At 65.4% G+C, this 13396-nt stretch carries 13 protein-coding genes; 8 read left to right on the plus strand and 5 right to left on the minus strand.

Translation table 11 applies throughout. The annotated features are described in order from the left end of the window. Positions 1 to 21: 21 nt before the first annotated feature. Together ACZYOF_RS27460 and ACZYOF_RS27465 are read right to left on the minus strand one after the other, a co-directional pair. Positions 22 to 831 (minus strand): 3'(2'),5'-bisphosphate nucleotidase CysQ, encoded by an 810-nt coding sequence (locus ACZYOF_RS27460; protein WP_130582983.1) that lies wholly within the window; start codon positions 829 to 831, stop codon positions 22 to 24. After that, a complete protein-coding gene (locus ACZYOF_RS27465) occupies positions 818 to 2203 on the minus strand; it encodes a TldD/PmbA family protein (protein WP_165421452.1) in 1386 nt (461 codons plus the stop codon). The genes ACZYOF_RS27460 and ACZYOF_RS27465 overlap by 14 nt, the downstream gene beginning before the upstream one ends. Positions 2204 to 2451: 248 nt before the next feature. Between ACZYOF_RS27465 and ACZYOF_RS27470 the strand changes: the two genes are divergently transcribed. Then, positions 2452 to 2976, plus strand: coding sequence for a DUF6101 family protein (locus tag ACZYOF_RS27470; protein ID WP_130582985.1), 525 nt, complete (start codon positions 2452 to 2454; stop codon positions 2974 to 2976). Between the two features lie 190 nt (positions 2977 to 3166). Here the strand turns inward: ACZYOF_RS27470 and ubiA are convergent, their stop codons facing one another. Together ubiA and ACZYOF_RS27480 are read right to left on the minus strand one after the other, a co-directional pair. Further along, positions 3167 to 4093 carry a 4-hydroxybenzoate octaprenyltransferase gene (gene ubiA, locus ACZYOF_RS27475; protein WP_130582986.1) on the minus strand — a complete coding sequence of 309 codons (927 nt, stop codon included), beginning with the start codon at positions 4091 to 4093 and terminating at the stop codon, positions 3167 to 3169. After that, on the minus strand, positions 4090 to 4767 hold the full coding sequence (locus ACZYOF_RS27480) for a hypothetical protein (protein WP_282530282.1): 678 nt from the start codon (positions 4765 to 4767) through the stop codon (positions 4090 to 4092). The genes ubiA and ACZYOF_RS27480 overlap by 4 nt, the downstream gene beginning before the upstream one ends. A gap of 200 nt (positions 4768 to 4967) precedes the next feature. On the opposite strand from ACZYOF_RS27480, the gene ACZYOF_RS27485 reads away from it, so the two are divergent. From ACZYOF_RS27485 to ACZYOF_RS27510, 6 genes are all read left to right on the plus strand, one after another. After that, on the plus strand, positions 4968 to 5717 hold the full coding sequence (locus tag ACZYOF_RS27485) for a 16S rRNA (uracil(1498)-N(3))-methyltransferase (RefSeq protein WP_130582614.1): 750 nt from the start codon (positions 4968 to 4970) through the stop codon (positions 5715 to 5717). Positions 5718 to 5949: 232 nt separating this feature from the next. Further along, positions 5950 to 7113, plus strand: a complete 1164-nt coding sequence (locus ACZYOF_RS27490) for an ATP phosphoribosyltransferase regulatory subunit (protein ID WP_130582613.1) — start codon at positions 5950 to 5952, stop codon at positions 7111 to 7113. Then, entirely contained in the window at positions 7110 to 8087 is a 978-nt protein-coding gene (gene hisG, locus ACZYOF_RS27495; RefSeq protein WP_130582612.1) for an ATP phosphoribosyltransferase, read from the plus strand. The genes ACZYOF_RS27490 and hisG overlap by 4 nt, the downstream gene beginning before the upstream one ends. 74 nt (positions 8088 to 8161) lie before the next feature. Beyond that, positions 8162 to 9208 carry a glycosyltransferase family 2 protein gene (locus ACZYOF_RS27500; RefSeq protein WP_130582611.1) on the plus strand — a complete coding sequence of 349 codons (1047 nt, stop codon included), beginning with the start codon at positions 8162 to 8164 and terminating at the stop codon, positions 9206 to 9208. Beyond that, positions 9205 to 10050 (plus strand): ChbG/HpnK family deacetylase, encoded by an 846-nt coding sequence (locus ACZYOF_RS27505; protein ID WP_463717734.1) that lies wholly within the window; start codon positions 9205 to 9207, stop codon positions 10048 to 10050. Before ACZYOF_RS27500 ends, ACZYOF_RS27505 begins: the two co-directional genes overlap by 4 nt. A 117-nt stretch (positions 10051 to 10167) precedes the next feature. Next, on the plus strand, positions 10168 to 11007 hold the full coding sequence (locus ACZYOF_RS27510) for a DUF2076 domain-containing protein (RefSeq protein ID WP_463717735.1): 840 nt from the start codon (positions 10168 to 10170) through the stop codon (positions 11005 to 11007). Positions 11008 to 11203: 196 nt separating this feature from the next. Here ACZYOF_RS27510 and ACZYOF_RS27515 read toward each other — a convergent pair whose 3' ends face one another. Continuing rightward, positions 11204 to 11995 carry a L,D-transpeptidase gene (locus ACZYOF_RS27515; protein ID WP_463717736.1) on the minus strand — a complete coding sequence of 264 codons (792 nt, stop codon included), beginning with the start codon at positions 11993 to 11995 and terminating at the stop codon, positions 11204 to 11206. 305 nt (positions 11996 to 12300) lie between these two features. On the opposite strand from ACZYOF_RS27515, the gene ACZYOF_RS27520 reads away from it, so the two are divergent. Further along, on the plus strand, positions 12301 to 13089 hold the full coding sequence (locus tag ACZYOF_RS27520) for a protein phosphatase CheZ (RefSeq protein ID WP_463717737.1): 789 nt from the start codon (positions 12301 to 12303) through the stop codon (positions 13087 to 13089). Positions 13090 to 13396 lie beyond the last annotated feature (307 nt).

The following is a 13396-nucleotide window of genomic DNA, read 5'->3' on the forward strand; positions in this document are numbered from 1 at the left end:
AAGTCCTGTGGCGCGAGGCGATCAGTGCAACGGGCGGTTGCGAAAATGCTCGACAATACGTGCATGACGATCATGTCCCGCCGCCACCAGCACCCCATGCGCCAGCTCCCGGCGATTATACTCAATCGCATCCCCCGAGAGCGCCGTCATCTTACCATCCGCTTCCTGCACGATCAAATTCGCCGCCGCAAGGTCCCAGTCATGACTATTGCCGCCGGCGAAGGCGGCATCGAGCTCGCCATGCGCGACCCGGCATAGCCTGAGCGCCAGCGAACCGATTCGCGGATGCAGCGTGATCTCCTGCGCCGAAGGGCTCAATCGCTGCAGGAGCGGCTTCGGCCCGGCCATGCGGGGGAAATCGAAATCGGTGCCCGCGGTCGCGCGCACCGCGATGCCATTGCGCGTGGTGCCCTGCCCCCGCGCGGCAAAGAAGAACTCCGCGGTGGCGGGCGCGAATACCGCCGCCAGCACGGGCGAGGCATTTTCAACCAGCGCCACGCTGACGCACCAGTCCTCGCGCCCGGCGAGATAGGAGCGGGTGCCGTCGATGGGATCGACGATCCACACCAGGCGCTTGCCAAGCCGCGCCTGGTCGTCCGCGCTCTCTTCCGAGAGCCAGCCGTAATCGGGCGTCGCCGAACGCAGCCGCTGCTCCAGCAGGTCGTTGACCGCGATATCGGCCTCCGACACCGGCGATGAGGCGCCCTTGATCCAGTTCTTCAACTCAGTGCGAAACAGCGAGAGCGCCAGGGCCCCCGCTTCCCGCACCGTCTCCGCCAGCAGGGCGGCGTCGCGCGCCAGGATCCCGTCGTCCGTATCAGCGTCCGCCAAGCGTCAGTCCCTCGATCCGCAAAGTCGGCGCGTTCACGCTGTAGCGGAATTCCAGATCGTTCGCGGCGACCAGCGATTTGAACATCGCCAGCAGATGCCCTGCGATGGTCACTTCGCTGACCGCATAGGTGATCTCGCCGTTCTCGATCCAGAAGCCCGAGGCGCCGCGGCTATAGTCGCCGGTCACGCCGTTGACGCCCGAACCGATCAGGTCGGTGACGTAAAAGCCCTGCTTGATGTCGGCGATCAGTTCCTTCGGCGTCGCCGAGCCAGGCTCGAGATGCAGATTGTAGGCCCCCGGCGACGGCACCGAGGAGACGCCGCGATGCGCATGTCCTGTCGTGGCCATGCCGAGCTCGCGCGCGGTCGCGCAATCGAGCAGCCAGGTGGTGAGCACGCCGTCATCGATCAGGGCCGTCTTCTTCACCTTGACGCCTTCGGCATCGAAGGTCTGCGAGCGCAGGCCGCGCACGCGCAAGGGATCGTCGATGATGCGGATATTGCTCGCGAACAATTGCTGACCGAGACGATCCTTCAGGAAACTGGTCTTGCGCGCGATCGATGCACCGTTGATGGCGCCAACGAGATGGCCGACAAGCGAGTTCGCAACGCGTGGATCGTAGACGACGGGGACCTTGCAGGTCTCGACCTTGCGCGGATTGGTGCGCGCCACCGCACGCTCGGCCGCTTTGCGGCCGACGCTTGCAGGCGAAGCGAGGTCGGATGCATGCAACGCGCTCGTGAAATCATAGTCGCGCTCCATGCCGGTGCCCTCGCCCGAGATCGCGGTCATCGAGATGCCGTGGCTCGAGCGCAGATAGGAGCCATGGAAACCGGTCGAGGTCACCAGCACCATGCCGCCGATGCCGGAGGAAGCCGACGCGCCGCCGGATTTCGACACGCCCTTGATGGCGAGCGCCGCCGCTTCCGCCTCGGTGGCGCGGCGTTCGAGTTCAGCGGTCGAGGGCACATTGCGGTCGAGCAGGTCGAGATCGGGGAAGTCGCGCGCCAGCAGCGCAGGGTCCGCGAGCCCGACATATTTGTCGTCGGGCGCGACACGCGCCATCGCGACCGCGCGCTCGGCAAGCTTGGCGATCCCGTCGCCAGTGACATCATTGGTGGAGACCACCGCCTGGCGCTGACCGACCAGCACGCGCAGGCCGACATCGTCGCCTTCGGAGCGCTCGGACTCCTCGACGCGCCCGTCGCGCACCTCGACGCCTTGCGAAACGCCGCGCACCGCGATCGCATCCGCCGCATCCGCGCCGGCGCGCTTGGCCGCCTCGACAAGACGCTGCGCCAGTTCACTCAAAACCGACTGGTCGAACAGGTCGGTCGCGGACTTTTCGGCAGGCGATGGTGAAGGGTTCACGAACAGATTCCTGACATTGAAGGGCTCAACGCAGCGCGGCGCGCCAAACCCACCAAGTGGGCCGGATTTGCAGCGATTTCAAGCGTTTTGCCGCGCGATGAAGAAGAATTGCTCGAGCGCGGCAAGGTCTTGTCAAGCATGCGCGCCTTTGACGTCTCTTTAACCAGCCTTCTTAAGCTGATCGGGAAACGGCTGCGCTAGGTCTCGCGCATCGACCGGGAACATAATCCCGGCGGGGAGATAAAGCCGTGAGGCGTCAAACAGCAACAAGCGGGCTCAACCCCGCCGGGTCGGGCCGTGTGCAACGGCTCGACCCGCTTTCTCTACCGCTCAGCTTCCATGCGCAGGATGTCCGCGCGGACGGTGGCATGCGGCAGGTTGAACTTCACCACGAACGCGTCGTGCTGCGCCGTGCCGTCAAGGGCATGCGGATGGCGATCAATGTTCGCGTCTGCGACTTCATCGGCGTCGCGTTGCGCGACCTGGGCGACGAGCAGATGCTGACGCTCGTCCACCGCGATCCGTCGCTCGCAATTCCGCTTGGCGTCAGTTCCGATCGCGACGAGATCGAAAGCGCCTGGCAGATGTGGAGCGACGTGCTCCGCCTGCCGCAACTGAGCGAGCAAGCGCCGCGCGAGCCTGCGGCCCGGCGCAGGCGCCGCAACGTCATCCACACGCGCCGCCCGCGCTTCCTGGTACGCCGCCGCCGTGGCGGCCCGCTTGATGCGGGGAATGTCCATCGCGGTGAACACGAGATCATCGCGCGGGATTGAACGTGACCCGGGACGACGGCCCGCGCCACAACACACGCTGTCATTCCGGGGCGCCGCGAAGCGGCGAGCCCGGAATCCATTTCCCCACCAGTGCATGCGGCCCAATGGATTCCGGGCTCGCGCCAAGAGGCGCGCCCCGGAATGACGAGAGAGTGGTGATTTCTGCACGCCCCGCAACAACGCAGAAGCCTCAGCGCATCGCGGCGTCAGCGAGCAGGCCGGCGAACAGGATGAGGCCGGCGTCGCGGTTTGACTTGAAGACGCGCAGGCACAATGCGGGATCGCTGATGTCGAGTCGTCTTATCTGGATCGCCAGATGCAACGCGAAGGCGGCGAGGCCGATCCACGCGAACCAATGCGCGCCAGCCAGCACGAGCGCCATCCCGATCAGGGCCACCGCGAGCGAATAGAACAGCACGAGCGCCTTGTGCGTGGCCGCGCCGAACAAGCGTGCGGTCGACTTGATGCCGATCAACGCGTCGTCCTCGGCGTCCTGATGTGCATAGATGGTGTCGTAGCCGATCACCCAGGAGATTGAGCCGGCATAGAGCGCAAGCGCGGTGAGATCGATGCGCTCGAGGATGACGGCAAATCCCATCAAGGCGCCCCAGGAGAAGGCGAGCCCCAGCACCACCTGCGGCCACCAGGTGATGCGCTTCATGAAGGGATAGACCGCGACGATGACGAGCGAGGCGATGCCGGTCGCGACCGCAAAGCGATTGAACTGCAGCAGCACCACGAGACCGATCAGCGCCTGGGCGACCAGGAAGATCAGCGCCTGCGTCACGCTCACCTGCCCCGCCGGAATCGGCCGCGACCGCGTCCGCTCCACTTTCGCATCGAGATTGCGATCGGTGATGTCGTTCCAGGTGCAGCCCGCACCGCGCATCACGAAGGCGCCGATGAAGAACAGAAGGATGACAAGCGGGAGTTGGTGCAGGTCATGGGCGATGCCGGCGGCGAGCGCCGCCGACCACCAGCACGGCATCAACAGAAGCCACGAGCCGATCGGCCGGTCGAAGCGGGAGAGACGCAAATAAGGCCGCGACCAGCGCGGCGCGTGGGTATCGACCCAGTTGCCGGTCGCATCGGCAACACGGGCGGTGACGTCGCTCATCGCGACAGCACGTTGCCGTTCAGCGTGTCAAAGGTGCTGCCGCCCTTGCGCGTCGGCACTGCTTCGGGCGCGGAGGCGGACCCCAGCACTTCGCTCAAGGACGGCCCGGCCGGACCGCGCGCCTGCGTCGCCATCTGCTGCGCCACCGCGCAGACCTTCTTCTGCATCGCCTCGGTGTTCTTGTGGCCATTCTGGAGCTGCTCGAGGATCTGCGGCGGGATTCCGCATTTCGCCGAGTTGTCCTTGACGTATTTCATCATCTTCAGCTCGGCCTGGCTGTAATTGCCGATCAGCTTGCAGGCCTCGTCCGGACCCGCCTTCTTTTCACCGGCGGCCTTGATCAGCTTGCCGCGCCGCTCGGTCTCCTCGCGCAAGGGGACGAAGCCCTTCATGCAGGCATCCGACGGGCCCGCGCCCCCGGACGGGGGCGCCGGCGGTGCAAACCCGGCACCGCCGCCGCCGATCGGCGCCGCACCCTGGCTCGGGAAAGCCGAAGGCGCCCCGATCGACGCGGAAGGTACCCCGCCGTTCACCGGCGGGAAGGGCGAGGCGTTGGCAGGCGCTGCGGCCTGCTGACCGGGCAGCGGCGCGGGAAACGCGCCCTGTGCAAAAGCCTGGCCGGCGTGGAGCACCACGGCGGCGACCGTCAGCGACACCATCAGGCGGGTCATCAAGGGATATTTCTCCGGCAGCCGGCTTCCAAACGAAGCACAATTTCCATGCGGCTTTTTACGATTCCAGCCGTTCCTTAACAACCCGTGGATTGGGGCAACAGCGCGGCGTCACGCCGCGCCATCGATCAAAAATAAGCTACAGATTCTAGCGCTTTAGGCTAAAAGCGCGGCCGAGTTGCGTGACGACGGAACATTAACGGATGCCGGACTACGACTTTCGCGCCCCTCGCCTGTTCGTTGATGCCCCCCTGCAAGCGGGCGAAACCGTCGCGCTGGACCGCGACCAGAGCAATTATCTCGGTAACGTATTACGGTTGAAGGCCGGCGACGCCATCCTGGTGTTCAATGGCCGCGACGGCGAATGGCAGGCCGAGCTCAGTGGCCGCAAGCGGGCGGACACGCTGACGGTCCACCGCCAGACCCGGCCGCAGGACCGCCTGCCCGATATCGCCTACGTCTTCGCGCCCCTAAAGCACGCCCGGCTCGACTACATGGTGCAAAAGGCGGTCGAAATGGGCGCCTCGCGCCTGCGGCCGGTCCTGACCCGCTTCACCCAGGTTTCGCGGGTGAACGGCGAGCGGATGCGCGCCAATGTGATCGAGGCCGCCGAGCAATGCGGGATCACCGCCCTGGCGGAGGTTGCTGACCCCGTCCCGCTCGAGCGCTTCCTGACCGAGCGCGCGGGTGACCGGCTCCTGGTATTTTGCGACGAGGCCGCCGATCTCGGCGATCCCCTGCAGGCGCTGCAACTGGGGACCGGCACTGACGGCATCGACATCTTGATCGGCCCGGAGGGCGGGTTCGCCGAGGAGGAGCGCGCGCTGCTGCTGCGCCAGCCCAAGACCCTCCGGCTGTCGCTGGGGCCGCGGATCCTGCGCGCGGACACCGCTGGGGTCGCGGCGCTGGCCCTGGTACAGGCGGCGCTTGGCGACTGGCGCCCAAAGGGCTAGGTGGCCCGGGTGGAGCGCCAGCGTAACCCGGGGCCGCCGGAAAACGCTGATGCAGGTGTCCCGGGTTGCGCATTCGCTCCACCCGGGCTACGCGCTCGTTAAGCGATTTGGCCGATGCCGGTCGAAACAGCGCTTTTGCCGTGCTAAGGGCTCGCCCGCAAACCCTTGGGTCGCCCTTGGGCCACCCCTTGGACCACTCCGGAACCCGTTTTCGGGCGATTTGGACGTCGAGATGACCGTAACCGCCACCACACGCGGTGCCGCCTCCTCCGCCGCATGGGCGGATGCACTGCTGTTGTCATTTGCGCAGGCCGGTTACATCAGGTCCGAGCCGGCGATCCTGCAGCCGGCCGAGCCGTTCCTGGACCTCTCCGGCGAGGGTATCCGCAAGAGCCTTTACCTCACCACCGACGCCAGCGGCGAAGATCTGTGCCTGCGCCCCGACCTGACGATCCCGGTGGCGCGTGACTACCTCGCCTCGCCGGAGGCCGGGAAGCCGGCCGGCTTCAGCTATCTCGGCCCGGTATTCCGTTATCGCGGCGGCCAGCCGAGCGAGTTTCTGCAGGCTGGCATCGAATCATTCGGCCGGCAGGACCGCGCCGCGGCGGATGCCGAGATGCTGGCGCTGGCGCTGGAGGCGACGGCGGCGTTCGGACTGACCGACGTCGAGATCCGCACCGGCGACGTCGCTCTGTTCAATGCGCTGATCGAGGCGCTCGAGCTCTATCCCGTGTGGCGCCGCCGCCTGGTCAAGGATTTCAACCGCAAGGTCAGCCTCACCGACGACATCGAGCGGCTGACGCTCGCCGGCGGTCCTGGCCGTAACGAATATCAGGGCGTGCTGGCCGCCCTCGCCGGCTCCGATCGCAAGGCGGCGCTGGCGCTCGTCACCGACCTGATGTCGATCGCCGGCACCACCAATGTCGGCGGCCGCACCGTCGCCGAGATCGCCGACCGCTTCCTCGAACAATCGACCTTGAAGGCCGGCGCGCTGCCGCGCGACGCGATTGCGACCATCAAGCGCTTCCTGTCGATCTCGGGCGAGCCGGACGACGCCATCGCGCAACTGCGCGCATTGGCCGAAGACGCCGGGCTCGACCTCTCCTGCGCGATCGACGAATTGGAACGCCGCGTCGGCTTCGTGGCCGCGCGCGGCATCGATACCCGCAAGGCGCGCTTCTCGACCTCGTTCGGGCGCGGTCTCGACTATTACACCGGCTTCGAGTTCGAATTGCACGCCAGGGGCAACGGCGCCGAGCCGCTGGTCGCCGGCGGCCGCTATGATGGACTGATGACGCAGCTCGGCTCGGCTGAGCCGATCCCGGCGGTCGGCTTCTCCGTCTGGATCGAGACGCTGACGCAACATGGCAAGCCTCTGCGCGGAGGCAAGGCATGAGCGCGCCCTTCGTTCTCGCCGTCCCGTCGAAAGGACGTCTGCAGGAAAATGCCGAGGCGTTTTTCGCCCGCGCCGGATTGACGCTGTCGAAGCCCGGCGGCGCACGCGATTATCGCGGCACCATCTCAGGCCTGGACAATGTCGAGATCGCCTATCTGTCGGCAAGCGAGATCGCCTCGCAGCTCGCGCGCGGCATGGTGCATCTCGGCGTCACCGGCGAGGACCTCGTGCGCGAGAGCATCGCCGACGCCGACAAGCGCGTGCACCTGATCGACGGTTTGGGTTTCGGCTATGCCAATGTGGTGGTCGCGGTGCCGCAGGCCTGGATCGACGTCCGCACCATGGCCGATCTCGACGACGTCACCACCGGTTTCCGCGAGCAGCATCACCGGCGGATGCGGATCGCGACCAAGTATATCAACCTGACGCGAACCTTCTTCGCCTCCCGCGGCATCCTCGACTATCGCATCGTCGAGAGCGCCGGCGCGACCGAGGGCGCGCCCGCAGTCGGCACGGCAGAACTGATCGTCGACATCACCACGACCGGCGCGACGCTGGCGGCCAACGGGCTGAAAGTCCTCGACGACGGTGTGATCCTGCGCAGCCAGGCCAACCTCGTCGCCTCGAAGGACGCCGACTGGTCGACCGGGGCCCGCGAAGCCGCGCGCGTCATCCTGGATCACATTGCCGCGCGCGCCCGGGCGAACAAGTATCGCGAGGTCCGCACCCGCTTCAAAGGATGCGATGCAGCATTGCTCGCGGAAGCCCATAACCGCTTCGGCGTGGTCGCCCCGTTCGGCGGGCCGACCTCATCCGGCATGTTGACGCTGCACTGCCCACCGGCGCAGCTCTATGCGCTCGGCAGCTTCCTGCGCGCGCATGGCGCCGATACGGTGTCGGTGGTCTCGCTCGACTACGTCTTCGACCGCGAGAACCCGCTGTTCGCCAGGCTCGAGGCCTTCCTGCGGCAATGACGCCGCACGCTCGTTCATCGTGGCGACAGCTACCGGGCGGTACCATATATTTTTGAGAATCTGGAACCTGCTCGATGACGCTGGGCTCTGACGTTTCCGGCCTGACCACCACCGCGGCGAATGCTGCAGCGCAAGGGCTGTCGATCGTCGTTCCCGTTTACAACGAGGCTGCGGGGCTGGCGCCGCTGCACGAGCGGTTGATCGGTCTCGCGCGAACGCTGAAGGAACGCTACGGGCTCGCTTGCGAGGTCGTCTATGTCGACGACGGCAGCAAGGACAACACCCTTTCGATCGCGCGTTCGCTTTCCGCCGACACGCTGGATGTCCAGGTGGTGTCGCTGTCGCGCAATTTCGGCAAGGAGGCGGCGCTGATGGCGGGCCTCGACCATGCCCGGCGCGGCGCCGTGCTGTTCATGGACGGCGATGGCCAGCATCCGCCCAGCCTGGTCGAGAAACTGGTCTCGCACTGGATCGATGACGGCTACGATGTCGTCTATACCGCGAAGGCGCATCGCGACAACGAGCCGTTCCTGCGCAGGCTCGCGGTGCACGGCTTCTACGCGCTGATCAACTGGGGCGCGCGGCAGAAGATCCCCGAAGATGCCGGCGACTTCCGCCTGCTGTCGCCGCGCGCGGTGGCGGCGCTGCGGCAATTGCCCGAGCGCAACCGCTTCTTCAAGGGGCTGGCGAGCTGGATCGGCTTCCGCCAGATCAGGGTCGACTACGAGCCGGCGCCGCGTGCGCATGGCGTCACCACCTTCAGCGCGACGCGGCTGATCGGCCTGTCGATCGAAGGAGTGACATCGTTCTCGGTGGCGCCGCTGCGCTTCGCGAGCCTGCTCGGCGTGCTGCTGGCGACCGCGGCGTTCCTGTTCGGGCTTTCGATCCTTTGGGAGGTCTTCACGACCGGCAAGCAGGTGCCCGGCTATCCCTCGCTCGTGATCGGGTTGATGACGATCGGCGGTGTGCAGCTCATCATGATCGGCATCGTCGGTGAATATATCGGCAAGATCCTGTCCGAGCTGAAGGCGCGGCCGATCTATTTCGTCGCCGAGCATAGCGAGAAGCGCGCCGGCCCTGATGCGGCTGCCGCGGGCAGCGAACGGACCGCGGCCGAATGAACGACGCCGCGCAGCCGCGCCGGATCTGGCTCTGCGCCGACGATTACGGATTGAGCGAGGGCGTCAACCGCGCCATTCGCGATCTCATCGCGCGCAGCCGTCTCAACGCGACCTCGGTGATGGTGGTGGGCGCGGCGATCGGCCGCGACGAAGTGGAGGCGCTAAAGCGCGTTGCCGCCGAAAGCCCGCGCTGCGCGGTCGGGTTGCACGCAACGCTGAGCGCGCCGTTCCGGCCGCTGACCATGCATTTCCGACCCGTCAATGGCGGGCTGTTCCTGCCCTTTCCGAAACTGCTGCGCGCCGGCCTGCTCCGGCGGCTCGATCGCGAGATGATCCATGCCGAGCTCGTCGAGCAGCTTGCAACCTTCAAGGACATGTTCGGCCGCGCGCCTGACTTCGTCGATGGGCATCAACATGTGCAATTGTTTCCGCAGGTGCGCGACGCCTTTTTGCGCGCCGTGAAGGACGCCGCGCCCGAAGCCTGGGTGCGCCAGGGCGGACGCAATCAGGCTCTGGCGCAACGCTTGCGAGCGCCGAAAGCGCTGGTGCTGGATACGCTGAGCGCGCAATTCAGGAAGCGTGCACGACGCGCCGGCATTCCCTTCAACCCTGCTTTCGCCGGCGCCTATGATTTTTCGAGATCGCCCGATTTCGGTCCCCTGATGCGACAGTTTCTCGAGGGGCTGCCCGACGGCGGACTCGTGATGTGTCATCCCGGCTTCGTCGACGAGACGCTGAAGGAGCTCGATCCGCTGACGACCCAGCGCGAAAATGAGCATGCCTACCTCGGCAGCGAGCACTTCCCGCAACTGCTGGCGGCGAACAATGTTACGCTCGCCTGAAGGCGCGCCGGTCGTTTTGTCGCATACGCAAATTTAATTCGCGGCCCCACTCCTTGCGCCACAAAGGCGGCCCTACATGTTCGGCGCTTCGACGCAATCGACGCGATGGAGAAGGCCATGACCCCGCAAGAACGCCAATTGATCGACGATCTCTTCGACCGGCTCGCCAAGCTGGAGAACGCCCCGCGTGATCCGGAGGCGCTGGCCGCCATCTCGGAAGGGCTGCGCAAGGCGCCCAACGCCGTCTATGCGCTGGTGCAGACCGCGCTGGTGCAGGACGAGGCGCTGAAGCGCGCCAACGACCATATCCAGCAACTGGAAGCAGAACTCGGCGGTGGACCGCAGCAGCAGGGCCAAGGCGGCGGCTTCCTCGATTCGATGCGCGATGCGATCTTCGGCCAGAACCAGAATCAGCCGCGCGGTTCGGTTCCGCCGGTGCGCCCGCCGGAGGGTGGCAGCCGCCCCGCTTGGAATACCGGCCAGGCGATGCAGCAGGCGCAGGGTCCAGGATCTTACGGCCAACCGCCGTACGGCCAGCAGCCTCAGCCCTATGGCGCGCCGCAAGCCGGTCCGTTCGGCGGTGGCGGCGGCTCGTTCCTCGGCACCGCCGCGGCGGCAGCCGCCGGCGTGGTCGGTGGCTCGCTCTTGATGAACAGCATCCGCGGGCTGATGGGCGGTGGCGGCGGTCACCAGGCGTTCGGGGACTCCGGCAATCTCGGCGACAACAAGCCGTGGGGCAATGACCAGTCCGGCGGCAATCTTGCGCGCGATGCCGGAGTCAACGATATCGGCTCCGGCGGACGCGATAACGACTCGCGCGCCGGCCTTTACGACCAGGCGTCGAACAACAACAACAATAACAATAACGACAACAACAACGACGATGGCTATGGTCCCGACGATGACGACGATGGGTTCGATGACGGCGGCGACGACGGCGGCAGCGACTATGCGTAAGCCGCATGCGGATTGAAAAACAGAACGGCCGCCCGATCGGGCGGCCGTTTCTCTTTTGTCGTCCCGGCGAAGGCCGGGACCCTTAACCCCGACTTTGCGCTGTGGCGCGAACAAGCGGCCACAGCTTTATAGATCACGAACGATCGTGGTTATGGGTCCCGGGTCTGCGCTTCGCTTGCCCGGGACGACAGCATCGCTAGATCACAATCACCCTGGTGCCGACATTGACGCGGCCGTAGAGGTCGATGACGTCCTCGTTGCGCATCCGGATGCAACCTGAGGAAACGTTGGTGCCGATGGTCCAGGGTTCGTTCGAGCCGTGGATGCGGTAGAGCGAGGAGCCGAGATACATCGCGCGCGCGCCGAGCGGATTTTCCGGACCGCCCACCATGTGCCTGGGCAAATCGGGGCGACGTGCCAGCATTTCCGGCGGCGGCGTCCAGTCCGGCCATTCGCGCTTGGCGGAGATCGTCTTGACGCCCGACCAGGTGAAGCCGGGGCGGCCGACGCCGATGCCGTAGCGCAGTGCCTTGCCGTCGGCCTGCACGAGATAAAGGAACTTGTTCGGGGTATCGACGACGATCGTGCCCGGAGATTCCTTGCCGTCATAATCGACAAGCTGCTTCTCATATCTCGGATCGAACGGCCGCTGCGCGGGATCGGCCGCCTGCTCCTCGCGCATCATCGGCTGTTGTGGATCCATCGGCGGCAGCATCGTGCGCCGTCCACCATAATAACCCGGCTGCTGCTGATACATCGGCTGCTGCTCGTAGGATTGCGGGTAGCCCTGGTCGGGACGATCGCCGAACAGGAATTCGATAAAGCCGCCACCGAGGGTGGAGGCCCTGCGCACCGGCTGAGGCGGCGCCTGGTAGGAATAGATCACGGTCGGCCCGGCGAGCGGCGCACCATCGATCGCAAACGCCTGATGCGGAGCGGCAGGCAGGAAGGACGCGCCGGCAATAAGTGCAAAGAATGTTTTCTTCATCGACGTACTCTGTACTGTTTCGTCAATCGTCAGCCTCGTTCGGCGCGAGACGCCGTGGCATGCGACCAATCAAAATCAAAACCGCATCGGTTTGGTAAACGTAACAAGCGTTTGGATTCACCACGTCGGCAATCGGCGGCGGATTTCAAAATTAGCGTTTATTTTGCTTAAATTCGCAGGCGTCATGGTTAATCCCGGGTATGCGGCGCGACGCGAAACGCACGCCGCAAAATTTTCCCATGTGAACTCCCTATTAAATCGCTTCTGCCTAGAACAGTGGGAGTGAAGGGGGCGGGAACAGTCTCATGTCAGTTAGTCGCAAGCGTTTTCGTGTTGAACAAGCCATTATGGGCGACATGCCGATGCCGGCACCGGTTGCGGTGGAAGGCGGCGAAATCGGTCCAATGCATCGGGAGATCATGGCGGAGCTTCGCTCCATCCGCGCACAGATGGCGCTCAGCGTCCACGCCCAGCGTCCGGTCGCAACCGAAGCCACCGAGGCGGCCGTGGCGCGCGAGGTCGCGGAAGCGCATGCGCTGCTCGAGACCTATCGCGCGCAGGTCGAGCAGTGCGAGAAGCTGAAGGTCGAGCTTGACCTGATCCACGACGCCATCAGCCGCACCAAGCGCGAGATCGCCGTGCTGCACGGCAAGAGCTTTGACGGCCAGGAGATGGCCAAGGTGAATGGCGAGCTCGGCGCCGTCGTCGGCGGCACCGAAGAGGCTACCCAGCAGATCCTCGAGGCGGCCGAAGCGATCGACCAGGCCGCCACCGCGCTGACCAAGGTCGCCTCGCCCGAACAGCACAAGCTGCTCGCCGAGGATGTCCAGGAGCGCGTAGTGGCGATCTTCGAGGCCTGCAACTTCCAGGACCTCACCGGTCAGCGCATCAGCAAGGTGATGACCACGATGAAGTTCATCGAGCAGCACATCAACGCGATGATGGAGATCTGGGGCGGTGTCGACGCCATCAAGGCGCACGCGCCGCCGATCATCGACACCCGCGAGGGCGACGCCCGCCTGCTCAACGGCCCAAGGCTCGACGGCGACGTGGGCCACGCCTCGCAGGACGATATCGACGCGATGTTCGACTAAGCGGGCAGGTCGCAGAGAAGAACGCAAAACGCCGGCGCGATGCCGGCGTTTTTGTTTTTGTGATTCTAGAGCATGATCCGGAAAAGTGGAGACCGGTTTTCCGAAAAAGATCATGCTCAAACAAAGAGCTAGAGCGGGACGACGATTCGAAGAAAAGTCATCATGCTCTAGGACGACCACCCTTCCCTTCTCCCCTTGTGGGAGAAGGTGGCGCGGGTCCTGACCGGCTACATGGGTAACAGAATAGACCGGCGACATGGGTAACAGGTCAACTGGTCGGCAAGGAGGACCTTGCCGATGGGGTGGA

This window comes from Bradyrhizobium sp. LeoA1Lang, assembly GCF_055413685.1.

What these genes read in the sequence shown, in the direction of transcription:
- ubiA (WP_130582986.1), bottom strand. Translation starts at nt 4,093, where the DNA reads ATGAGCGACGTCACCGCCCGTGTTGCCGATGCGACCGGCAACTGGGTC.
- ACZYOF_RS27485 (WP_130582614.1), top strand. Translation starts at nt 4,968, where the DNA reads ATGCCGGACTACGACTTTCGCGCCCCTCGCCTGTTCGTTGATGCCCCC.
- ACZYOF_RS27490 (WP_130582613.1), top strand. Translation starts at nt 5,950, where the DNA reads ATGACCGTAACCGCCACCACACGCGGTGCCGCCTCCTCCGCCGCATGG.
- hisG (WP_130582612.1), top strand. Translation starts at nt 7,110, where the DNA reads ATGAGCGCGCCCTTCGTTCTCGCCGTCCCGTCGAAAGGACGTCTGCAG.
- ACZYOF_RS27500 (WP_130582611.1), top strand. Translation starts at nt 8,162, where the DNA reads ATGACGCTGGGCTCTGACGTTTCCGGCCTGACCACCACCGCGGCGAAT.
- ACZYOF_RS27505 (WP_463717734.1), top strand. Translation starts at nt 9,205, where the DNA reads ATGAACGACGCCGCGCAGCCGCGCCGGATCTGGCTCTGCGCCGACGAT.
- ACZYOF_RS27510 (WP_463717735.1), top strand. Translation starts at nt 10,168, where the DNA reads ATGACCCCGCAAGAACGCCAATTGATCGACGATCTCTTCGACCGGCTC.
- ACZYOF_RS27515 (WP_463717736.1), bottom strand. Translation starts at nt 11,995, where the DNA reads ATGAAGAAAACATTCTTTGCACTTATTGCCGGCGCGTCCTTCCTGCCT.
- ACZYOF_RS27520 (WP_463717737.1), top strand. Translation starts at nt 12,301, where the DNA reads ATGTCAGTTAGTCGCAAGCGTTTTCGTGTTGAACAAGCCATTATGGGC.